This is a genomic window from Variovorax xiamenensis (assembly GCF_050916385.1).
In the GTDB taxonomy this organism is placed as follows: Bacteria; Pseudomonadota; Gammaproteobacteria; order Burkholderiales; family Burkholderiaceae_C; genus Variovorax.
The window spans coordinates 2,417,370-2,437,581 of sequence record NZ_CP139038.1; the positions used below are offsets into that span (position 1 = coordinate 2,417,370).

Consider the following 20,212-nt stretch of genomic DNA (forward strand, 5'->3'; position numbering starts at 1 on the left):
CATTCATGACTCCCAATTTCCGTCGCAACGCCATCGGCGTTGCCGTTCTTTCGCTTGCCTCCTTCGCAAGCATGGCCCAGACGCAGGCGCCTGATACCGCCCAGGCCGCCCCGGCCGCCCAGCCCCAAGCCGCCGACGCCGCGAGCCTGCGCGAGATCACCGTCACCGGCAACCCGCTCGGGGCCTCCGACCTGATTGCGCCGACCACCTCCCTTTCGGGCGACAAGCTGTTGCTTCGCTCCCAGTCGACCCTCGGCGAAACGCTGGACAACGTGCCCGGCGTGAGCAGCAGCTACTTCGGCCCCAACGCGAGCCGGCCGATCATCCGCGGCCAGGACGGCGACCGCATCCGCATCCTGCAGAACGGCGGCGCCGCGCCCGATGCCTCGTCGCTGAGCTACGACCACGCCGTGCCGGTCGATGCGCTGGTCACCGAGCGCATCGAGGTGCTGCGCGGGCCCTCGGCGCTGCAGTACGGCGGCAGCGCCGTGGGCGGCGTGGTCAACGTGATCGACAACCGCATTCCCACGGAGCCGATCAACGGCTTCGGTGGCCGCGCTGACCTGGGCTACTCCACTGGCAACAAGGAGAAGAACGGCGGCGTGGTGGTCGAAGGCGGCAACGACCGCATCGCGCTGCACGTCGATGCCTTCAACCGCGACTCCAAGGACGTCTCGGTGCCGATCAGCCTCGAGTGCAGCAAGCCGGGCTCGCCTTGGACGGCGCGCAAGATCTGCAACTCGGCCAACGAGGCGAACGGCGGCGCGTTCGGCGGCACGGTGTTCTTCGACCAGGGCTACATCGGCGCCTCGGTCAGCAGCTACCGAAGCAAGTACGGCACGGTGGCCGAGGACGACGTGACCATCAACATGAAGTCCGACCGCTACGCGCTCGAGGGCGAGTGGCGCCCGGGCGGCTTCATCAGCAGCATCCACGCCAAGCTCAGCCACACGAACTACCGCCACACCGAGTTCGAGGGCGGCACGCCCGGCACGACCTTCTCGAACATGAGCAACGACCTGCGCATCGAGGCGCGCCACCAGAAGATCGGCAACTTCGAGGGCCTGGTCGGCTTCAGCAGCGAGACCAACCGCTTCGCCGCCGACGGCGAGGAAGCCTTCGCGCCGCACAGCCGCACGCGCACGAACGCGCTGTTCCTGTTCGAGGAATACGGCACTTCGTGGGGCCGCCTGAGCTTCGGTGCGCGCACCGAGCAGGTCCGCATCCGCTCGCTGGGCTACCCCGACGATCCGACGGTCACGCGCTTCGCCATCGGCGAGCGCACCTTCAATCCGCACAGCGCGGCCTTCGGTGCGCTGGTGAACCTCGCGCCGCAGTGGCAACTGACCTCGAACCTCGCCTACACCGAGCGCGCGCCGAAGGACTACGAACTGCTGGCCAACGGCCCCCACGTCGCCACCGGCGCCTGGGAAGTGGGCGACCCGAACCTGAAGAAGGAGAAGTCCACCGGCTTCGACCTGGGCGCCCAGTGGAAGTCGGGCCCCAACACGGCCCGCGTGAACGCCTACGTCACGCGCTTCAGCAACTACATCGGCCTGACGGCGACGGGGCGCAACCTCGACGAGGAAGGCAACGTGGCCGAGCCCGGCGCCACCGACACGCTGGCCGAGTACGTCTACGGCGGCGTGCGCGCGCGCTTCACCGGCATCGAGGCCAACGGCAACCTGCGCCTGCTGGGCTCCGACGGCTTCGCGCGCATGGACGACGCGGGCACGCTCGACCTCGAATGGCGCGGCGACATCGTGCGCGCGAAGAACCTCGACACCGGCGAGCCGCTGCCGCGCATCGCGCCGCTGCGCCTGGGCGCGACGCTGGCCTACAACAACGGCCCGTGGGGCGCACGCTTCGGCTTCGACTACAACGCCGCGCAGCGCCGCGTGCCCTCGGTGGGCGCGCGCGAGACCGATGCCTACACGCTGTGGAACGCCGCCATCACCTACCGCATGAAGGTGCAGCGCGCCAACCTCACCTGGTACGCGCGCATGGACAACATCACGAACAAGCTGGCCTACAGCGCGACCTCGATCCTGACGACGACGGTGTACCCGAACGCCCCGCTTCCGGGCCGCTCGCTGAAGGTCGGCCTGCGCGTGACCTTCTGAGCCTGAGCGCAGGGGAGGGCGGCGGAAGCCCCTCGGCTATCCTCGCCGGGTGAATTCCTTCGTCATCTCCTCGCTCGTGCCCGTGGTCGTGCTGATTGCCGCGGGCTACCTGGCCGGCAAGCGGCGCTGGATCGGCGGCGGCGCGGTGAAGGACCTCTCGCACCTCATCTTCCTGCTGCTCGCGCCCGCGCTGCTGTTCCGCGCGATGAGCACGGTGCACGTCGAGCAACTGAGCCTGAAGCCGGTGGCGGCGTACTTCATCGCCTCAGGCCTGCTGTTCGCTGGCACGCTGGCGCTGCGCGGCTTCAACCGCACGGCGGCGGTGATCGCGCTGGCCAACACCTACAGCAACACCGTGATGATCGGCATCGCGCTGATCGGCCTGGCCTACGGCGAGGAAGGCATGGTGGTGCTGCTCACTCTGATCTCGCTGCATTCGCTGGTGCTGCTGACCAGCGCCACCGTGGTGCTGGAGCTGGCCGTGGCGCGCGAGCAGGCCGGTGCCTCCGGCAGCGAGAAGCGCCCGTCGATGGCGCGCACCGTGATGCGCGCGCTGCGCAACGCCATCATTCACCCGGTGCCCTTGCCGATCATCGCGGGCCTGCTGTTCGCGCAGACCGGGCTGGTGATGCCCGAGGCGCTCGACAAGCCGATCCAGCTTCTCGGCCAGGCCTTCGGCCCGATCGCGCTGGTGATGGTGGGCATCACGCTCGCGCTCACGCCCATCGGGCGGCACTGGCGCGGCGCGCTGGTGCAGGCGCTGGTGAAGAACCTGCTGCATCCGCTGCTGGTGGCGCTCATCGGCTGGCTGCTGGGCGTGCGCGGCATTCCGCTCACGGTGATGGTGGTGGCCGCAGCGCTGCCCATTGGCGCCAACGTGTTCCTGTTCTCGCAGCGCTACCGCACGGCCGAAGACCTGGTGACGGCCAGCGTCGCGGTCTCGACGGTGCTCGCGCTCGCCACGCTCACGCTGGTGATGATGTGCGTGCAGTGGCTGCCCTGAGTCCTTCCGTCTCCTTCAGTCTCCTTCCCTTGGCGTCCCGCGCACTTTCGCCTTAGCGCTCCAGCGCGGCCCGCCTATGCCGTTCGGCAGGGTGGCCGTTTGGCGAGATGCCGCGCGGGCTTCGGGCCCCTACATTTCCGGGCTGATGATTCACCCGGCGCGCTCTTCGCCCCTTCTTGCTATGGCGGTGGTCGCGACGGTGATCGCGCTGCACGGCCGTCCCGCACAGGCTGCCGAGACAGCCGCCGAGGCGCCCAAGCCGTGCCGCACGCCCTGCCTTTCGGTGAGCGTGCCGCGCGGCGAGCCGACGGAACTGCCGGGTGCGGGCAAGGCAGACAAGACGGAAAAACCGGAAAAAACGGAGAAGGCCGAGGAGGGGCCGTCGAAACCGAAGCCGGTGGCCAGGGTCCGCCCGCAGCCGGCCGCGCCGCCGCCATCGCCACAACCACCGGTGCAACGCGAAGCCGCCGCCGCGCCACGCCCCGCGCCGTCGAAGCGCTGCACCGAAATCAACATGCGCGCCGCCGTCGGCGAGCCGCTGTCGGACCAGGACATGAAGACATTGAGGAGCCAATGCTGATGACGACCCCCACTCACCGCGCTCGCCTGGCGCTGCGCGCGTTCGCGCTGTGCGCCGCCGTGCTCGCCGCCGCCTGCGCACACCGCCCCGCGCCCGGCAACGCCATGCCCTTCGACCAGGCCGTGAACCAGGCGGTCGACGACCTGATGGTGCAGACCCAGAAACTGCCGGCCTTCCTCGCCAAGGTGGAGTCGACGCTCGCGCAGCGCCGCATCGTGATCGACCCTCTGCTCGAAGGCGCGAGCGGCCAGCAGACCGAGGTGACGCGCGTGGCCGAGCAGCGCATCGTCCAGCGCATGCAGGCGCAGTTCAAGCAGTTCACCGTCTCGCCCTTCAACGCCACCGAGATCGGCAACGCGCAGTACGTGCTCAACGGCACGCTGGTGCGCGACAAGGACGCCTCGGGCGCTCCCTACCGGCTGAACCTCGCGCTCACCGAGATCAAGAGCGGCGTGGTGATCGCGCAATCGGTGACGCGCATCAGCGACGCCTCGCTCGACACCCGCCCCACCGCCTTCTTCCGCGACAGCCCGGTGAATGGCAAGGACCGCGGCGTCGAGGGCTACATCCGCACCGCCGAAACGCAGCCCGGCCAGGCGGCCGACGCGCTGTACCTGGAGCGCCTGCCGACCGCCACCGTGCTGCAGGAAGCCACCGCCGCCTACGAGGCCGGCCGCATGAGCGAGGCGCTGAGCCGATACGAGGCCGCGTCGAAGCGGCCCGACGGGCAGCAGCTGCGCATCTACAGCGGGCTGTACCTCACGCAGTCGCAGCTCGGCCGCACGGCCGACGCCGAGAAGACCTTCGGCACCATCGCGCGGCTGGGGCTCGAAACCAACAACCTGAGCGTGAAGTTCCTGTTCAAGCCGGGCTCGACCGACTTTCTTTCCGATCCGAAGATCAGCGCCGCCTATCCGATGTGGCTGCGCCAGATCGCGCGGCAGGCGGCGCAGATCGATTCGTGCGTGGTGGTCACGGGCCACACCAGCCGCACGGGCTCCGAGGCGGTGAACGAGCGGCTGTCGCTGCAGCGCGCGACCAGCGTGAAGGCGAAGTTGGTGGGCGAGGCCCCGCCGCTGTCGAAGAAGCTGCGCGAATCGGGCATGGGCTTCCGCGAGAACATCGTCGGCACAGGTGCCGACGACGCGAGCGACGCGCTGGATCGGCGCGTCGAATTCAAGGTCGTAGGTTGCGAGGCCTGACGACGATCCGCCTCACGGAGCCAGGCGCTCGCGCACCCAGTCCGCGCCTTCGAGCCTGTAGCGCAGCCGGTCGTGCAGCCGGCTCTTGCGGCCCTGCCAGAACTCCCAGCGGTCGGGCACCAGCCGGTAGCCGCCCCAGTGCGGCGGGCGCGGCGGCGAGAGCAGGTGCTTGGCGGCGAACACGGCGGCGTTCTTCACGAGCACTTCGCGCCCGCTGATCACTTCGCTCTGCGGGCTGGCCCATGCGCCGATGCGCGAGTCGAGCGGGCGGCTTGCGAAGTAGGCGTCGCTTTCCTCGGCGCTGGCCTTCTCGACGCGGCCCTCGATGCGCACCACGCGCTCCAGCTCGACCCAGTGGAACTGCAGCGAGGCATACGGATTGCCCGAGAGTTCGCGGCCCTTGCGGCTTTCGTAGTTGGTGTACCAGACGAGTCCGCGTGCGTCGTAACCCTTGATGAGAACGATGCGGCTGGAGGGCCGCAGGTCGCTGCCCACGGTGCACAGCGTCATCGCGTTGGGCTCGGGCACGTGGGCGTCGACGGCCTCGGTGAGCCAGCGTTCGAACTGCTTCAGCGGATCGCCTGCGCTGCGGGTCTCGTCGAGCTCGGCGCGCTCGTAGCTCTTGCGCAGCGCGGCCAGCTCGTCTTTGGAAAGAGGAGAAGTCATGCCGGGATTGTTGCGCACATACTCCGCCCATGACGATGCAGAAGGCGAATTCCCCGGTGGTGATCGTGCTGGCCTCTGGCCGTGGCGAGCGCTTCGTCGCGGCTGGCGGCACCGGTTCGAAGCTCAAGGCGTTGCTGGCCGGAAGGCCGGTGCTGGAGCGCACGCTGGACGCGGTGCGTGCCAGCGGCCTGCCGTGGCACGTGGAAGACGCCGGGCATCCCGGCATGGGCGACTCGATCGCGGCCGCGGTGCGAGCCACTCAGGACGCTGCGGGCTGGCTGATATTGCCGGGCGACCTTCCGCTGGTGCTGCCGCAGACGCTGCAGGCCGTGGCGGCCGCCCTCGCCGGTACGGTGAATGCAGTCCAGCCGCAGTACCAGGGCGAGCGGGGCCACCCCGTGGGCTTCGCAGCCGTGTGCGGCGAGCAGCTTGCTTTGTTGGAAGGGGCGGCCGGCGCGGCATCGGTCCTGCGGGCGATGCGCGCCATCGATTCGGTCGCAGATCTCGCGGTGGACGACGTGGGCGTGGTCACCGACATCGACACGCCCGAGGCGCTGGCGCAGGCCGAGGCGCTGTGGCTGGCGCGCGGGGGCGCCTAGCCTCCTGCTTTTTCTTTCCCGTTCAGGGCTTCGGGATCACCGAGCAGGCGATGCGCGGGCCCGAATTGCCGGCGGGCTGCGTCGTGAAGTCGTCGGGGTCGCGGTGCACCACGAGTGCGCGGCCGACGACGCTGTTGGTGGCTCCCGGGGTGAGCGAGATCGAGTGGTCTTCCACGCTGAAGCGGGCCACGCCCTTGGCATCGGCCACCAGGCTGGGCAGCTCGCCGGCGTGGCTGCCCGGCGCGCCGAACTTGCCGTGCGTGCCGCCGGTCGGATTGAAGTGGCCGCCCGAGGCATTGCCGTTGTCGCCGCAGTCGCCCTTTTCGTGGATGTGGAAGCCGTGCTCGCTGCCCGGCACCAGGCCGCGCACTTCGCCCGCCACGCGCACGCCATGGTCGAGGGCGGTGAAGGTCACCGTGCCGCGCGTCGGGTTGGGCGTGATCGCTGCGGTCGGCACCAGCTCGACGGCGGCGCTGGGCTTGCCGCCCATGCTGCCGCAGGCGGCCAGCAGGGCCGAGGCGAGGAGGGCGGCGCCGGTGGCGATGAGACGACTTTGGTTCATGTGTTTTCCTTGAAAGGACCGGAGTTTTGGGAAGGGTTGTCTGAAGACCCCGGAACATATACCGGAGCCTGCGGCGCATCGCAATCGGACAGCAGCTGTTCCTTCGCCTCGGCCAGCGCCACCAGCCGCGCCAGCGCGGCATCGTGGATCGAGTGGCGCTGCAGCTCCAGCAGCGTCTGCTGGGCGTAGTCGAGCGAGCTGCCGTAGCGGCCGACGGCGTTGGCGAAGATGTGGCGGTAGCGCTCGTCGCTGAGCTGGCCGGTGAAGTTGGGGCTGCGCCTCGAGAGCGTGAAGGCCAGCGCGCGCACATTGCCCTCGGCCGTGCCGCAGCGCAGCCACTTGGGGTCGTACACCCCGGTAGGCATTTCGCGCAGCCAGAGGCGGCGAAGGGTCTCGAGGCCCTCGGCCCTGGGCACGCGGAACACCATGCCGCGGCAGCTGCCGCCGGAGAGCAGCCCGAACACCAGGCCCGGCGTCTGCACGCTGCCCCGGTTCACGCGGCTCCACATCTTCAGCGCCCGGTGCCAGCCGTGCACCCAGGCCGGCCTGCGCTCGGAAAAGCCGAAATCGGGCCGCCAGATCAGTGAGCCGTAGCCGAAGAGCCAGAGATCCTCGTGCCCGCCCCAGTCGGCAATGGCGCGCTCGAGCATCGGCTGCGGGTCGCGCAGGGGAGTGGGCATGGGGTCGAGTCCCGGCGGACCGGGGTTCGGCGCCGGCTCCGACACGGAAGTGCCGGAACCGCCACCTACAATTTCCTGATCATGGTTCACCGCACCATTATTTACCGGCCCCTTCCCTACGGAGCAAGACCCCCGATGAGCGACGACGACAGCCAGCAGAACTTCATCCTCGGATTCGTCATGGCGTTGATCGCCCTGGTGATCTTCTTCGTGATCGGCATCGCCATCTGGCACAAGGGCCACGGCGGCGTGGCGGTCGCCAAGCCGCCGGTGGTGACGGCCATGACGACCACGATGCCGCCGGCACCGCCGGCCGAGGCGGCGCCCAAGGTGGCCGAAGTCACCGAGACGGTGACCGTGGTCATCCCCGACGGCGCGAGCATCCGCGTGGTCGACGGCGTGGTGAACTTCTATTTCGCGACCGGCAGCGCCGATCTCGCGCCGGGCGCCGCCGAGGCCCTGGCCGCGGTCATCAAGGGCGTCGAGAGCGGCCGCAAGGCGGTGGTCTCGGGCTTCCACGACACCACCGGCGACGCCGCCATCAACGAGCAGCTCGCGAAGAAGCGCGCCGAAACGGTGCGCGACGTGCTCGTGGGCCTGGGTGTTCCGGCCGCCAAGGTCGACCTGCAGAAGCCCGCCGTGACGGCCGGCTCGGGCAACAACGCCGAGGCGCGCCGGGTCGAGGTGAAGCTGGTCGACTGAGGAGCACAGCCTCGCCGCCAGCACAGGAAGCCCGGCCATGCCGGGCTTTTTTGCGTGCGCCGGCTTTCGGCGTGCGGATGGGTAAATTCGTATTGCCCTGCGCCCGGATTTCATCGGGTATTCGCGCCTGACTTGTTACCATGGGCCCCAGGCCCAAAGTCGCCCGTGCGACAGCAGCAAGAGCCATCGACTCCCCATGAGCAGCAGCACCAACCCCACCGTACGCGACGTCACCGATCGCATCCGCGAGCGCAGCCAGGGGCTGCGCGGCGCCTACCTCACCCGCCTTGCCGAGATCCGCAACCGCGACCGCGGCTCGGACCGCATGGGCTGCGCCAACGTCGCGCACGCCGTGGCCGGCATTCCGGCCAGCGACAAGTTCCGCGTGGTGACCGAGCGCGCGCCCAACATCGGCATCGTCACCGCCTACAACGACATGCTCTCGGCTCACGCGCCGTACCAGGGCTACCCGGACATCATCAAAAACGAGGCCCGCGGCCTCGGCGCCACTGCCCAGGTGGCCGGCGGCGTGCCCGCCATGTGCGACGGCGTGACGCAGGGCACGCCCGGCATGGAGCTCAGCCTCTTCAGCCGCGACCTCATCGCCATGAGCACCGCTGTCGCGCTCACCCACGACATGTTCGACGCCGCGCTCATGCTCGGCGTGTGCGACAAGATCGTGCCGGGCCTGCTGATCGGCGCGCTGCACTTCGGCCACCTGCCCACCGTGTTCGTGCCCGCCGGCCCGATGCCCTCGGGCCTGTCGAACAACGCCAAGTCGAAGGTGCGCGAGCAGGCGGCGCAGGGCCTCGTGGGCCGCCAGGGCCTGCTCGATGCCGAGATGGCCGCCTATCACACGCTCGGCACCTGCACCTTCTACGGCACCGCCAACAGCAACCAGATGCTGCTGGAGGCCATGGGCCTGCACGTGCCCGGCACGGCCTTCATCCAGCCCGGCGACGCGATGCGCGAGACGCTCACGCGCGAGGCCGTGCGCACGGTGCTGGGCAAGGCGGGCAATGCGCCATTCGACTGCCCGCCCATTGGCGTGATGGTCGACGAGCGCTGCATCGTCAACGCGATGGTCGCGCTGCTGGCCACGGGCGGCTCCACCAACCACCTGATCCACTGGGTGGCCGTGGCGCGCGCCGCCGGCATCCTGATCGACTGGGACGACTTCTCGAAGCTCTCCGACGTGGTGCCGCTGCTGACCCGCGTGTACCCCAACGGCAGCGCCGACGTGAACGAGTTCCAGGCCTCGGGCGGCCCCGGCCTGGTGATCGGCGAGCTGGTCGATGCCGGCCTCATGCACGCCGACGTGCTGACGGTTCGCTCGGGCGGCATCCGCGAATTCGCGAACATTCCGTCGCTGGCGGAGCAAGCTGGCGGGCAGGGCGGGAAGCGCCTGCAATGGACTCCGGGCGCCGCACTGCAGAACGATGCCGTCACCCGTCCCGTCGCCAATCCGTTCAGCGCCACCGGCGGCCTCAAGCTGCTGAGCGGCAACCTGGGCCGCAGCGTCATCAAGGTTTCGTCGGTGCCCGACGACCGCCACGTCATCGAAGCGCCCGCGCGCGTGTTCGACTCGCAGGCCGCGCTGCAGAAGGCGTTCACGGCGGGCGAGCTGGAACGCGACGTGGTCTGCGTGGTGCGCTGGCAGGGCCCGCAGGCCAACGGCATGCCCGAGCTGCACAAGCTCACGCCGCCGCTGTCGGTGCTGCAGGGCAAGGGATTCCGCGTCGCGCTGGTCACAGACGGCCGCATGAGCGGCGCGTCGGGCAAGATCCCGGCAGCGATCCACGTCTCGCCCGAGGCCGCCGCGGGCGGGCCGCTGGCCAAGGTGCGCGACGGCGACCTGATCCGCCTCGATTCCGTCGCGGGTACGCTCGCCGTGTTGCTGCCCGAGGACGAATGGGCCGCGCGCGAGACCGCGACGCTGCCCGATGCACAGCGCATCGCCGACGGACACGGCCTGGGCCGTGAACTGTTCGCCGGCATGCGCCGCAATGCACTGACCGCCGAAGAGGGCGCCTGCTCCTGGCTGTGACCAGGGCGGCCTCGAAGGCGATGCGTACGTAACGAATTGGAGCCAGGAAAATGACTGAAAAACTCACCCCCCTCGACGTGATGCGCGACGCACCGGTCATCCCGGTCATCGTGCTCAACGATGTGAAAGACGCCGTCCCGCTCGCCCGCGCCCTGGTGGCCGGCGGCATCCGCATGCTCGAGGTCACCCTGCGCACGCCGCAGGCGCTGCAGTGCATCGAAGCCATCGCCAGGGACGTGCCCGAGGCCGTGGCCGGCGCCGGCACCATCCGCAGCGCCGCCGACGCACAAGCTTCGGCGCTGGCAGGCGCGAAGTTCGGCGTGAGCCCGGGCTACACGCGCGCGGTCGGCAAGGCCTGCCACGACATCGGCCTACCGCTTCTGCCCGGCGTGGCCACCGGCAGCGAAATCATGACGGCGCAGGAAGACGGCTACACCCAGCTGAAGTTCTTCCCCGCGCTGCAGGCCGGCGGCCTTCCCATGCTCAAGGCATGGCAGGGCCCGTTCGGCGATGTCACCTTCTGCCCGACCGGCGGCATCCATGCCGGCAACGCGGCCGAGTTCCTCGCGCTGTCGAACGTGGCCTGCGTGGGCGGCTCGTGGATCGTGCCGACCGACGCGATCCGCGACGGCGACTGGACCCGCATCGAGCAGCTGGCACGCGCCGCGAGCCAGCTGCCGCGCTGAGCGTCATTGCCATGAGCAGCGCGGATTTCGACGCGAGCGACCTCAAGGTCATCGCGTTCGACGTCTTCGGAACGGTGGTCGACTGGCACAGCGGCATCGCCGCCGAGGTCGAGCGCGTGTTCCCGGGCGTGGACGGCGCGGCCTTCGCGCTGGCGTGGCGCGCCGGCTACCAGCCGGCCATGAAGGCCGTGATGGAGCGCATCGCCGCGGGCGAGGGCGGCTTCACGCTGCTCGACGAGCTCCACCTGAGCATGCTCGACCAGGTGCTGCACGACTTCAGCCTGGCCGATCGCATCGACAGCGCCGCCAGGCGCGACCTGAGCCGAGCCTGGCACCGCCTGCCGGCCTGGCCCGATTCGGTGGCGGGGCTCGCGCGGCTCAAGAAGAAGTTCACCATCTGCACGCTGTCGAACGGCAACATCGGCCTGCTCACCGAGATGGCCAAGCGCGCAGGCCTGCCCTGGGATTGCATCCTGTCGGCCGAAGTGTTCAAGGCCTACAAGCCCGATCCGCGCACCTATCTTGGCGTGGCGGGCGTGTTCGATGCGACGCCCGGGCAGGTGATGTTGGCGGCCGCGCACCACGATGACCTCGCGGCCGCGCGCGCCTGCGGCCTGAAGACGGCGTACATCGAGCGCCCGCACGAGTTCGGCCGCGCGAGGCCGAAGGATGTGTCGCCGGTGCCGGACAACAACCTGCACGCGCGCGACATCGGCCAGCTGGCCGATCTGCTGGGCTGCTGAGGCCCGGGCCGCTCAGTACCCGTAGGCCGCGCCCGAGCGCCGGTTGTCCGCCGCGCCGCTGTAGGTCGCGCCGCCATTCGCGTCGTGGGTCACCGCGATGCCGCTGATGCCGCTCAACAGCCCGGTCGCCTGCAGCGTGCTCGGGGTGTAGCCGTAGCGCGTGCGCATGTCTGCCGCCAGCGGCGCTAGCGCCGAGCCTGCCTCCAGTTCGGCGATGCCGTTCTGTCCCGTGAAGTTGGGTGCGTTCACCGCGGCCTGGATGTCCAGCCCGTAGACCACGTTGCCCATGAAGGTCTTCACGATGTAGTCGGGAATTGGCCCACCGCCGGCCGAACCCCACACCAGCCGCAGCCTGCCCGAGCCGTCGAACGCGATGGCGGGCGAGATCGACGTGCGCGGGCGCTTGGTGCCGGCATAGCCGTTGACTTCCGATCCGCTCAGGGCGGTGCCGGCGGAGAAGTTCGACATCACGTCGTTGAGCATGATGCCCGCCGCCTCGATGTGCGCGCCCCAGTGCGTGTTGATGGTGGTGGTCATCGACAGCGCGTTGCCGTAGCCGTCGACGATGGCGAGGTTGCTGGTGGTGTTCCAGTCCTCGTCGTGCGCCGTGGTGCCGGAAGCAGCCTTCGCGAGCATCGTCCTGCGCGGCTTGCCTGAGTTGGCGGCGGCGGCCATCGTGTCGTAGCCGGCCGGGTCGGTGGCCACGAAGCTGCCGATGTTGCCGGTGGGCACGGTGGAGAAGGCGGTGTCGCCGATCTGGGCGGCGCGGTTGTCGAGCTCGATGTCGCTCAGCAGCACCGAGGCGCGCGAGTTCACGTTCGACCATGCCGGATCGCCGATGACCGCGCGGCGATCCGCGTTGGCGAGGCGGCTGGCCTCGTTCGCCAGGTAGACGAAGCGCGGCGTGTCCAGCGTGTTCTCGGCCGTCGCCTGCTTGCGCTCGAGGATGCCCAGCGAATAGAGCGTGACGAAGCCGCCGAACGAGGGCGCGGGCTGCGTGTAGATGGTGGTGCCGAAGCGCGAGCCGACCAGCGGCTTGCGTTCCACCGCCTTGTAGGCCTGGAAGTCGGCCGCCACCATCAGGCTCGGGATCGATGCGATGGTGGTCGCCACGCTCGGCGAGCCGGCCGTGCCCGCGCTCGGCAGGATCGACTTGCAGGGCAGGCTGTCGACGGTGGTGCGCTTGACGATGGCTTTCACCGTGTCGCCGGCCGGGTCGTAGAAGGCCGCGGCGCCGCCGTCGCGCACCAGCTGCATGGTCTGGGCGAGTTCGGGGTTCTTGATGAGCGTGCCGACGGGCAGCGGCTTTTCCTTCTTCGCGTCGGTCGCGTCGCAATACCGCTTCGCGATGTCGGGGTAGGCGCAGCGCGCGGCGCCGCGCACGGTGTTCGCGGAGTTGACCCAGGCCGCGACGCCGCTGCCGGCGGCCACCGGGTTGCCGTCGTCGTCGAACTCGGCGCTGTCGGCATACAGCGTCGAGTACATGTACTTCGTCATCGGGAAGCCGTTGCGCGCGAGATCGATGGCGTCGTCCCACAGCGTGTTCCAGGGCTTCCTGCCGTAGGCCTTGTGCACGAGGTCGAGCACCGCCACGGTGCCCGGAATGCCAACGGCGCGGGCCGAGATGTTGGTGTTGCCCTGCTGCGAGGAGATGCTGGCGCCGACGGTGTTGAGGCCGGTCTTGCATTGGTTGTATGGGGCGGTGCTCGAGATGTCCTGCGCCACGGCCTGGTAGATCGATGCCGCGCCACCCGTGCTCGACGGCGCAGCCGAAAGCCCGTCGAAGGTGCGCACCCTCTTGCTGGCCGCGTCGTAATAGGTGATGAGCGCGCCGCCGCCCAGTCCCGAGGCGAAGGGCTCGGCGGTGCCCAGCACGGCCTGTACCGCGATCGCCGCATCGATGGCCGTGCCGCCGCCCGCGAGGATCTTGCAGCCGGCCTTCGAGGCCTCGTAGTGGGCCGAGGTCACCATCATGTTGGTACCGGTGATGCCGGCGGTCTGGCCGTGCGGCGTGCCGGTCTGCTGGGTGCACAGCGCCGGGTCGAATCGCACGGCGGGCGGCGAGCTGCCAGGAGGCGGTGCCGCAGGCGGCTGGGTCGCCGCGGGTGGCGGTGCGGCCGCGAAGCCGAAGGAGGAACCGGAGCCGCCGCAGGCCGCGAGCAGGGCCGTGGCAACTGCCGCCGCAGTGGCGGCGGGCAGGAAAGACGTGGGAGTGCGCATCGGAAGGGGGATTCAGCGGATTCGTATGATTTCGAATCTATTGCAACCCCCGTGCCACCGGGACCCTCGCTTTCACCGAGGCAGCACTGGTCGGCCTCGCCGGCCAGCTTCAGTCGGCGAGCAGTTTCTCGACCGTGCGCAGGTTGCGCGTGGTGGTGCCCGACTTGTAGCGGGCCTTGCCGAGCAGCTTGGCGACCGGCGTGTCCAGGCTCTCGCCGCGAGGGCACTGCCAGTACAGAACGCCCTTGCCACGTTCCAGCCGCTCGGTGGCGGCATCGACCGCGCCGGCCTTTTCCATGATCTCGTCGAGCATCGCGGCGTCGGAGCCGAACACGATGTACGGATGGCGCTCCTCGTCGATGCGCTCGAAGGGGTAGCCCTCGGCCATCGCGGCCACGGTCTTCTGCGTGAGCAGGACGATCCATGCGTCGTAGTCGAAGCGCTTGCGCAGCGCCTGCTCGATGCGCGTGCGCAGCGCGGCGGCATCGCTCTCGGCGGTGTCGAACAGCACGTTGCCGCTGGCGAGCACGGTGCGCACCGCACCGAAGCCCAGTTCGACGAAGAGCGCCTTCAGGTCCGCGCTCTTGATCGTGATGCCGTTGACGTTCACGCCGCGCAGCAGCGCGACATGGCGGGTGGTCGTGGCTTGTTTCTTCGTGCTCGCCATGGGGCCGCCCCGCAGTGGCTCAGCGCAGGCCGCCGCCGGTGGCGTTCTCGTCGCGCTGGATGAGTTCGATCTTGTAGCCGTCGGGGTCCGTGACGAACGCGATCACGGTGGTGCCGCCCTTGACCGGGCCGGCCTCGCGCGTCACGTTGCCGCCCGCGGCCTTGATCTTCTCGCAGGCCGCGTAGGCGTCGGGCACGCCGAGCGCGATGTGGCCGTAGGCGGTGCCGAGCTCGTAGCTCTCGGTGCCCCAGTTGTAGGTGAGCTCGATCTCTGCCTGGTCGGGGTTGCCGTTGCCGTAGCCGATGAAGGCGAGGCTGTACTTGTACTCGGGGTTCTCGGAAGTGCGCAGCAGGTTCATGCCGAGCACCTTGGTGTAGAAGTCGATGGAGCGCTGCAGGTTGCCGACGCGCAGCATGGTGTGGAGGAGTCGCATCTCGTGGTGCCTTGCTTGTAGTTGTGGGAAGTAAGCCCGCTATTGTGGGCCTGCGGGCGCCGCGATCAAGCGGCCAGGGTCAACAGGTGGGCCTGGTGGCGCTTCAGGAATTCCATCAGGTGCTGCGGGTATTCGGGCACCACCGCGTTGCGCACGCTGGGGCGGGCGGCCAGCGCCTTGCGCCATGCGTCGACCTTGGGCAGGGCGTCGAAGATGTGCGAGTCGCTGATCGCGTCGAACACTTCGAAGTAGCGGAACACCGGCGCGAAGACCGCGTCGACGAGGCTGAAGCCGTCGCCCGCGAAGTAGGGGCCTTCGCCCAGCGCCGCTTCCACGCGCTGGAACTTGGCGAGCAGGGCCTGGCGCTTCTGCTCGAACACGGCGGCGTCCTGCGTGGTCTCGTAGCCCCAGAGATCGCCGAGGATGGCCGAGCCGAATTCCATCCATGCACGATGCTGGGCGCGGGCGAGCGGGTCTTCGGGGTGCAGGCGTGCGCCGGGCTGGGTTTCTTCGAGGTACTCGCAGATCACGTTGCTCTCGAACAGCACGGCCTCGTTGCCGTCAGGGCGGCGCACCTTCAGCAGGGGCACTTTGCCGAGCGGGGAGATGTCGAGAAACCACTGCGGCTTGTTCGCGAGGTCGATCACGACGCGCTCGAAGGGCACGTTCTTTTCATGCAGCGCGATCGCCGCGCGCTGCACGTAGGGGCACAGCAGGTGGCTGACGAGGGTGAGGGCTTGCTGGGTCATGGGGCTCTCCGTTTGCTGGATCGGTTGTGTCTGGATCGCGGCGATTCTTGCGATCCCGAACAACCTTTTCCCGGAAAGCCCATTAGCGAAACGGGCGTCTTGTGCTAGACCGGATCGACGGCGTCGGTATCGATCCAGTGCGTGATGCGCCCGCCGTGCATCACTCCGATGCGGTCAGCCATGGCATGCGCCTCGGCTTCGTTGTGCGTGACGAGGATGGCCGTCTGCCCGGCATGCTTGAGGATGTCGCGCACCTCCACCGTAAGCCGTTCGCGGGTGCCGCCGTCGAGGTTGGAGAAGGGCTCGTCGAGCAGCAGCAGGGCGGGCGAGGGTGCGAGCGCACGGGCCAGCGCAATGCGCTGCTGCTGGCCGCCCGAGAGTTCGTGCGGGTAGCGCTCGCCCGCGTCGGCGAGGCCGACCAGCGCGAGCATTTCGGCGACGCGCGATTGCTGTTCGGCGCGGCCCAGCCGGCGCAGCCCGAAGGCCACGTTCTTCGCGGCCGACAGATGCGGAAACAGCGCGTATTCCTGGAACATCATGCCCACGCGCCGCTGCTCGGGCGGCAGGTGCTTCTGCGCGGAAGACAGCAGCGCGTCGCCGAGCCTGATCGTGCCGGCGCGCACCGGCTCGAAGCCCGCGATGGCGCGCAGCACCGTCGTCTTGCCGCAGCCCGAGGGGCCGAACAGGCAGGCGATGTCGCCCGCGTTCAGCGCCAGCGAGAAGCCGTCGACGACGGTGTGCGGGCCGCGTGGCGTGTCGTAGGCGAGCCTGATCGCGTCGAGTTGCAGTGGGGAGCTCATGTCATGTCTTCTCGGCGGCCAGTGTGGCCGAAGGCGCGCCCAGCTGGTTGCGCGCGAGCAGCACCACGGGCAGCAGGCCGGCCAGCACGATGGCGAGCGCGGCGATCGCGCCTTCCTCGTAGGTGCCGCGCGCGGCCTCGGCATAGAGCCAGGTGGCCAGGGTGTCGAAGTTGGCGGGACGCAGCAGCAGCGTGGCCGGCAGTTCCTTCATTGCGTCGACGAACACCAGCAGCGCGGCGGCGGCCATGGCGGGCTGCAGCAGCGGCAGGTGCACGCGGCGCAGCGTGCCGGCGGTGGTCTCGCCGAGCAGCCGCGAGGCCTGCTCGATGGCGGGTGGAATGCGCGAGAGGCCGGCCTCGATGCCGCCGACCGGCATCGCAAGAAAGCGGATCGCGCAGGCCACGACCAGCACCACGCCGCAGCTCATCAGCGGCAGGCCCTGCCAGCCAAAGGCCGTGGCCAGCGCCGAATCGAAGGCCAGCGCCGGCGTGAGCAGGCCGATGGCCAGCACCGTGCCCGGCACCGCGTAGCCCAGCGTCGCGGCGCGCGCCTGCCAGCGGGCACGGCCGGGGCCCGAGCCCTGGCTGCGCGCGGCCCATGCGACGACCAGCCCCGCCGCCACCGCGACGGCGGTGACGCCCGTGGCCAGTGCCAGCGTGTTGCCCAGGCTCGCGACCAGCCCCTGAGAAATGCCGCCGCCCTGGCGCAGTCGCTTGGCGCTTTCCCAGACCAGGTAGAGGGCCGGCGCCACGAAGCCGATCAGCACCGGCAGTGTGGCGGCCGTTGTCGCGGCCCAGGCCGCGCCCCCGCGCAGGCGGCGCGGCTGCGCCGCGCGCATGCGCTGCGCCGAACCGAAGCGCTGGTGCCGACGCCCGTTGCGCTCCAGCCAGACCAGCGCGATCACCACGAACAGCATCGCGCAGGCGATCTGCGCGGCGCCCGCGAGGTCGGAGCGCGTGATCCAGGTCGTGTAGACCGCCACCGTCAGCGTGTTCACGCCGAGAAATTCGGAAGCGCCGATGTCGTTGAGCGTCTCGAGCAGCGCAAGGCTCAGCCCCACGGCCAACGCAGGACGCGCCAGCGGCAGCGCCACCCGGAAGAACGCGCCGCGCCGGCTCTCGCCGAGCATGCGCGCCGCCTCCATGAGGTGCGCGGGCTGCGTCATGAACATCGCGCGCGCCGTCATGTAGACGTACGGATAAAGCACGAAGCCCAGCACGAAGATCGCGCCCGGCATCGAGCGCAGGTCGGGCAGGCGGAACTGGCGCGGGCTGTCGAAGCCCAGCATCCAGCGGATCGCGCCCTGCACCGGGCCGATGGGATGCAGCAGGTCGAGGTAGGCGAAGGCGACGATGTAGGTCGGCATCGCCAGCGGAAGCAGCAGGGCCCAGTGCAGCGTGCCGCGTCCGGGGAAGTCGTGCGCCGTCACCAGCCAGGCGCAGCCGGTGCCGATCACCAGCACCAGCGTGCCGACGCCGGCAAGCAGCACGGCCGTGTTGAGCGTCGCCTGCGGCAGCACGTGGGCGAACAGCGGCCCCCAATGGCCGAGGCCCGACCCGAACGCGAGCCACGCCAGCGTGAGAACCGGCGCGAGCACACCGATGGCGACAAGGAAAGACGCGCAGCGCCAAGCCGGGCCTGCGGCTTGCAGGCCCGGCGGCTGGCGCCGCGGGAAGATCATTCAGTCAGTCGCCGGCAGGCATGCCCGGCGCTCGTCGCTGTCACTGGTCGAAGCCAACCTTGTCTACCAGGGCGCTGGCCTGCTTGCGGTACTTGGCGATCTCGGTCAGCGGCAGCGGGTCGACCTTCAGCTCGCCGATGGACTGGCCGATGATCGGGTCGAGCGCCACGCCCTTGCGCACCGGGTACTCGTAGTTGGTCTGCGCGTACAGGGCCTGTGCCGGCTCCGACACCAGGAACTCGAGCAGCTTGACCGCGTTGGCGCGCTGCGGTGCGTTCTTCGCCACGGCAGCGCCGCTGATGTTGACGTGCGTGCCGCCGCTCTTGGCGTTGGCGAAGGTCGGGCGAATCACCTTGATGGCATCGCCCCACTTGCGCGCGTCGGTGCCTTCCTTGGCGCTCTTCATCTGGCCGACGTAGTACGAGTTGGCCAGGCCCACGTCGCAGATGCCGCCGAGGATGTCGCGCGCCACGTCGCGGTCGCCCCCGGTGGCCTTGCGTGCCAGGTTGGCCTTCACGCCGCGCAGCCATCGCTCGGCCTTGGCCTCGCCGTCGTGCGCGATCAGCGAGGCGACCAGCGCGGTGTTGTACGGATGCTGGCCCGCGCGGATGCAGACCTTGCCCTTGTACTTGGGGTTGGCCAGGTCTTCGTAGCGGAAGCTGGTGAGCGGCAGGCTCTTGTCGGCGTAGAGCACGCGGGCGCGCAGCGAGAGCGAGAACCACTGGCCGTCGGCGCCGCGCAGGTTGGCCGGAATGGCCGATTCGAGCGCCGCCGACTTCACGGGCTGCGTCACGCCGCCGTCGACGAGGTCCATGAGGTTGCCGATGTCCACGGTCATCAGCACGTCGGCGGGCGAGCGTGCGCCTTCGGCCTTCACGCGCTCCAGCAGACCGTCCTTCACGAAGACGGTGTTGACCTTGATGTTGCTCTGCGCACTGAAGGCCGAGATGAGGGGCTGGATCAGCGCCGGCTCGCGCGTCGTGTAGAGCGTGAGTTCTTCGGCGGCCTGCGCGGGCAGGGCGGTGGCGGCCAGCCAGGCAGCGCCTGCGCCAAGCAGTGCGCGCGCGGCGCGGCCTTGGACGCGTGAGCGTTGTTCGGTCATGAGGATCCTCCAGGAGCGGGTGTTCTAGAAAGCTCCGGCGCCGGCAGAAGATGGTGTTGCCGGGTGTTGCGAGTGCCGGATGAGAATAATTATCACTGGGGCCGCGAATTGCGATGCCTTTGGACTTACAGGTTGAAGGCCTACTGCAGATCGTTGCAAGTACGGCGCCTTCGCCGCTCGACAACTGGCGACCGGACCGCTAAAACGGCCGATGCTTTTTTCCTGAACCGGAGGGAGTGCCGATGAGTGGTCGAGAGTTCTGTGCGCCCGACAACGCCAACTATCCGAAGTGGACGTCGTGGGATGCCTTCAAGTGGAAGCTGATGCCCGAGCGCTTCGGCGGCGGCTTTCCGTACCTGGACAACTACAAGGACGCGTGGGTTCTCTACAACCGCCTGCGCATCGTCGCGGTGGCGAAGAAGCACAACATTCCGCCCGTGCTGCTGGGCAGCGTGGCCTGGGCCGAGGTGGGCGGCAAGCCCGACGGGACCAAGCGGCCCGCCTTCGCCTTCCGCACCTTCGACTGGAGCGGCCCCGACTGGGTGGACCGCAACCTCACGATCACCAAGCCGCCGGGCGAGACCTCGTTCGGCGCGGTCAGCATCCAGATGCGCGCCGCCGTGCGCGAACTGGGGCTCGACGCCGACACCCTGACCTACTCGGACGAACTGCGCCTCGTCTCCTGCCTGGAGACGGACCTCTTCAACCTCGAGATCGTGGCCAGGCACCTGCAGGGGCTGGTGGAGCACGACTACCCCGGCGCCGACAGCTCGAACCTGTCGGAGGAGCAGTTCATCGTGGCCGGTGCGCGCTACAACCGCGGCATCGAGCGCAAGCTCTCCGACATCGTCGACTCGCTGAAGGCCGCGCCGGGCAGCTCGGGGCGCGAATACTCGTCGTATGGCCGCGCCATGGTGAAGCACCGCGAGCACGTCGAATCGCTGCTCAGCAGGTGAGCGGGCCGCCG

General features: G+C 69.4%; 20 protein-coding genes. 10 read left to right on the plus strand and 10 right to left on the minus strand.

The features are described from left to right. Nucleotides 1-5 precede the first annotated feature (5 nt). From SFB74_RS10605 to SFB74_RS10620, 4 genes are all read left to right on the plus strand, one after another. Nucleotides 6-2,123: a TonB-dependent receptor gene (locus SFB74_RS10605; RefSeq protein WP_432730775.1), complete on the plus strand. Its 2,118-nt coding sequence runs from the start codon at nt 6-8 to the stop codon at nt 2,121-2,123. 49 nt (nt 2,124-2,172) lie between these two features. Beyond that, nucleotides 2,173-3,126 (plus strand): AEC family transporter, encoded by a 954-nt coding sequence (locus SFB74_RS10610; protein WP_432730776.1) that lies wholly within the window; start codon nt 2,173-2,175, stop codon nt 3,124-3,126. 181 nt (nt 3,127-3,307) lie between these two features. Then, nucleotides 3,308-3,706, plus strand: a complete 399-nt coding sequence (locus SFB74_RS10615) for a hypothetical protein (protein WP_432730777.1) — start codon at nt 3,308-3,310, stop codon at nt 3,704-3,706. Then, a complete protein-coding gene (locus SFB74_RS10620; protein WP_432730778.1) occupies nt 3,700-4,908 on the plus strand; it encodes an OmpA family protein in 1,209 nt (402 codons plus the stop codon). Before SFB74_RS10615 ends, SFB74_RS10620 begins: the two co-directional genes overlap by 7 nt. 12 nt (nt 4,909-4,920) lie before the next feature. Here SFB74_RS10620 and pdxH read toward each other — a convergent pair whose 3' ends face one another. Then, nucleotides 4,921-5,574 carry a pyridoxamine 5'-phosphate oxidase gene (gene pdxH / locus SFB74_RS10625; protein ID WP_432730779.1) on the minus strand — a complete coding sequence of 218 codons (654 nt, stop codon included), beginning with the start codon at nt 5,572-5,574 and terminating at the stop codon, nt 4,921-4,923. Nucleotides 5,575-5,603: 29 nt separating this feature from the next. On the opposite strand from pdxH, the gene SFB74_RS10630 reads away from it, so the two are divergent. Beyond that, nucleotides 5,604-6,173, plus strand: coding sequence for a nucleotidyltransferase family protein (locus SFB74_RS10630; protein WP_432730781.1), 570 nt, complete (start codon nt 5,604-5,606; stop codon nt 6,171-6,173). Nucleotides 6,174-6,195: 22 nt separating this feature from the next. Here SFB74_RS10630 and SFB74_RS10635 read toward each other — a convergent pair whose 3' ends face one another. Both SFB74_RS10635 and SFB74_RS10640 read right to left on the minus strand, forming a co-directional pair. Then, nucleotides 6,196-6,735, minus strand: coding sequence for a superoxide dismutase family protein (locus tag SFB74_RS10635; protein ID WP_432730782.1), 540 nt, complete (start codon nt 6,733-6,735; stop codon nt 6,196-6,198). Continuing rightward, nucleotides 6,732-7,415 (minus strand): gamma-glutamylcyclotransferase, encoded by a 684-nt coding sequence (locus SFB74_RS10640; protein ID WP_432730783.1) that lies wholly within the window; start codon nt 7,413-7,415, stop codon nt 6,732-6,734. The genes SFB74_RS10635 and SFB74_RS10640 overlap by 4 nt, the downstream gene beginning before the upstream one ends. A gap of 135 nt (nt 7,416-7,550) precedes the next feature. Here SFB74_RS10640 and SFB74_RS10645 point away from each other — a divergent pair, with 135 nt between their 5' ends. The 4 genes from SFB74_RS10645 to SFB74_RS10660 all read left to right on the plus strand — a co-directional run bounded on the left by SFB74_RS10645 (nt 7,551) and on the right by SFB74_RS10660 (nt 11,593). Continuing rightward, a complete protein-coding gene (locus tag SFB74_RS10645; protein ID WP_432730784.1) occupies nt 7,551-8,117 on the plus strand; it encodes an OmpA family protein in 567 nt (188 codons plus the stop codon). Nucleotides 8,118-8,313: 196 nt separating this feature from the next. Continuing rightward, nucleotides 8,314-10,164, plus strand: coding sequence for a phosphogluconate dehydratase (gene edd, locus SFB74_RS10650; protein WP_432730785.1), 1,851 nt, complete (start codon nt 8,314-8,316; stop codon nt 10,162-10,164). Between the two features lie 50 nt (nt 10,165-10,214). Beyond that, nucleotides 10,215-10,850, plus strand: coding sequence for a bifunctional 4-hydroxy-2-oxoglutarate aldolase/2-dehydro-3-deoxy-phosphogluconate aldolase (gene eda / locus SFB74_RS10655; RefSeq protein WP_432730787.1), 636 nt, complete (start codon nt 10,215-10,217; stop codon nt 10,848-10,850). An 11-nt stretch (nt 10,851-10,861) separates the two neighbouring features. Then, nucleotides 10,862-11,593, plus strand: coding sequence for a haloacid dehalogenase type II (locus SFB74_RS10660; protein ID WP_432730788.1), 732 nt, complete (start codon nt 10,862-10,864; stop codon nt 11,591-11,593). Between the two features lie 12 nt (nt 11,594-11,605). Here the strand turns inward: SFB74_RS10660 and SFB74_RS10665 are convergent, their stop codons facing one another. From SFB74_RS10665 to SFB74_RS10695, 7 genes are all read right to left on the minus strand, one after another. After that, nucleotides 11,606-13,813, minus strand: a complete 2,208-nt coding sequence (locus SFB74_RS10665) for a gamma-glutamyltransferase family protein (protein ID WP_432730789.1) — start codon at nt 13,811-13,813, stop codon at nt 11,606-11,608. A gap of 109 nt (nt 13,814-13,922) precedes the next feature. Next, nucleotides 13,923-14,480 carry a DUF1697 domain-containing protein gene (locus SFB74_RS10670; RefSeq protein WP_432730790.1) on the minus strand — a complete coding sequence of 186 codons (558 nt, stop codon included), beginning with the start codon at nt 14,478-14,480 and terminating at the stop codon, nt 13,923-13,925. A 19-nt stretch (nt 14,481-14,499) separates the two neighbouring features. Continuing rightward, nucleotides 14,500-14,913 carry a lactoylglutathione lyase gene (gene gloA / locus SFB74_RS10675; RefSeq protein WP_432730791.1) on the minus strand — a complete coding sequence of 138 codons (414 nt, stop codon included), beginning with the start codon at nt 14,911-14,913 and terminating at the stop codon, nt 14,500-14,502. 65 nt (nt 14,914-14,978) lie between these two features. Further along, complete coding sequence (locus tag SFB74_RS10680) at nt 14,979-15,662, minus strand: glutathione S-transferase family protein (RefSeq protein ID WP_432730792.1); 684 nt, start codon at nt 15,660-15,662, stop codon at nt 14,979-14,981. A 104-nt stretch (nt 15,663-15,766) separates the two neighbouring features. Continuing rightward, nucleotides 15,767-16,462, minus strand: a complete 696-nt coding sequence (locus tag SFB74_RS10685; RefSeq protein WP_432730793.1) for an ABC transporter ATP-binding protein — start codon at nt 16,460-16,462, stop codon at nt 15,767-15,769. A gap of 1 nt (nt 16,463) precedes the next feature. Beyond that, on the minus strand, nt 16,464-18,143 hold the full coding sequence (locus tag SFB74_RS10690) for an ABC transporter permease (protein ID WP_432730795.1): 1,680 nt from the start codon (nt 18,141-18,143) through the stop codon (nt 16,464-16,466). 40 nt (nt 18,144-18,183) lie between these two features. Next, on the minus strand, nt 18,184-19,245 hold the full coding sequence (locus tag SFB74_RS10695; RefSeq protein WP_432730796.1) for a Fe(3+) ABC transporter substrate-binding protein: 1,062 nt from the start codon (nt 19,243-19,245) through the stop codon (nt 18,184-18,186). A 242-nt stretch (nt 19,246-19,487) separates the two neighbouring features. On the opposite strand from SFB74_RS10695, the gene SFB74_RS10700 reads away from it, so the two are divergent. After that, nucleotides 19,488-20,201, plus strand: a complete 714-nt coding sequence (locus SFB74_RS10700) for a hypothetical protein (protein ID WP_432730797.1) — start codon at nt 19,488-19,490, stop codon at nt 20,199-20,201. Nucleotides 20,202-20,212: the final 11 nt, after the last annotated feature.

Bases quoted from the DNA above. Each gene is read 5' to 3' on its own strand.
- SFB74_RS10700 (WP_432730797.1), top strand. From the start codon at position 19,488: ATGAGTGGTCGAGAGTTCTGTGCGCCCGACAACGCCAACTATCCGAAG.
- SFB74_RS10605 (WP_432730775.1), top strand. From the start codon at position 6: ATGACTCCCAATTTCCGTCGCAACGCCATCGGCGTTGCCGTTCTTTCG.
- SFB74_RS10645 (WP_432730784.1), top strand. From the start codon at position 7,551: ATGAGCGACGACGACAGCCAGCAGAACTTCATCCTCGGATTCGTCATG.
- pdxH (WP_432730779.1), bottom strand. From the start codon at position 5,574: ATGACTTCTCCTCTTTCCAAAGACGAGCTGGCCGCGCTGCGCAAGAGC.
- eda (WP_432730787.1), top strand. From the start codon at position 10,215: ATGACTGAAAAACTCACCCCCCTCGACGTGATGCGCGACGCACCGGTC.
- SFB74_RS10660 (WP_432730788.1), top strand. From the start codon at position 10,862: ATGAGCAGCGCGGATTTCGACGCGAGCGACCTCAAGGTCATCGCGTTC.
- SFB74_RS10640 (WP_432730783.1), bottom strand. From the start codon at position 7,415: ATGCCCACTCCCCTGCGCGACCCGCAGCCGATGCTCGAGCGCGCCATT.
- SFB74_RS10690 (WP_432730795.1), bottom strand. From the start codon at position 18,143: ATGATCTTCCCGCGGCGCCAGCCGCCGGGCCTGCAAGCCGCAGGCCCG.
- SFB74_RS10685 (WP_432730793.1), bottom strand. From the start codon at position 16,462: ATGAGCTCCCCACTGCAACTCGACGCGATCAGGCTCGCCTACGACACG.
- edd (WP_432730785.1), top strand. From the start codon at position 8,314: ATGAGCAGCAGCACCAACCCCACCGTACGCGACGTCACCGATCGCATC.
- gloA (WP_432730791.1), bottom strand. From the start codon at position 14,913: ATGCGACTCCTCCACACCATGCTGCGCGTCGGCAACCTGCAGCGCTCC.
- SFB74_RS10630 (WP_432730781.1), top strand. From the start codon at position 5,604: ATGACGATGCAGAAGGCGAATTCCCCGGTGGTGATCGTGCTGGCCTCT.
- SFB74_RS10665 (WP_432730789.1), bottom strand. From the start codon at position 13,813: ATGCGCACTCCCACGTCTTTCCTGCCCGCCGCCACTGCGGCGGCAGTT.
- SFB74_RS10695 (WP_432730796.1), bottom strand. From the start codon at position 19,245: ATGACCGAACAACGCTCACGCGTCCAAGGCCGCGCCGCGCGCGCACTG.
- SFB74_RS10670 (WP_432730790.1), bottom strand. From the start codon at position 14,480: ATGGCGAGCACGAAGAAACAAGCCACGACCACCCGCCATGTCGCGCTG.
- SFB74_RS10615 (WP_432730777.1), top strand. From the start codon at position 3,308: ATGGCGGTGGTCGCGACGGTGATCGCGCTGCACGGCCGTCCCGCACAG.
- SFB74_RS10620 (WP_432730778.1), top strand. From the start codon at position 3,700: ATGCTGATGACGACCCCCACTCACCGCGCTCGCCTGGCGCTGCGCGCG.
- SFB74_RS10680 (WP_432730792.1), bottom strand. From the start codon at position 15,662: ATGACCCAGCAAGCCCTCACCCTCGTCAGCCACCTGCTGTGCCCCTAC.
- SFB74_RS10635 (WP_432730782.1), bottom strand. From the start codon at position 6,735: ATGAACCAAAGTCGTCTCATCGCCACCGGCGCCGCCCTCCTCGCCTCG.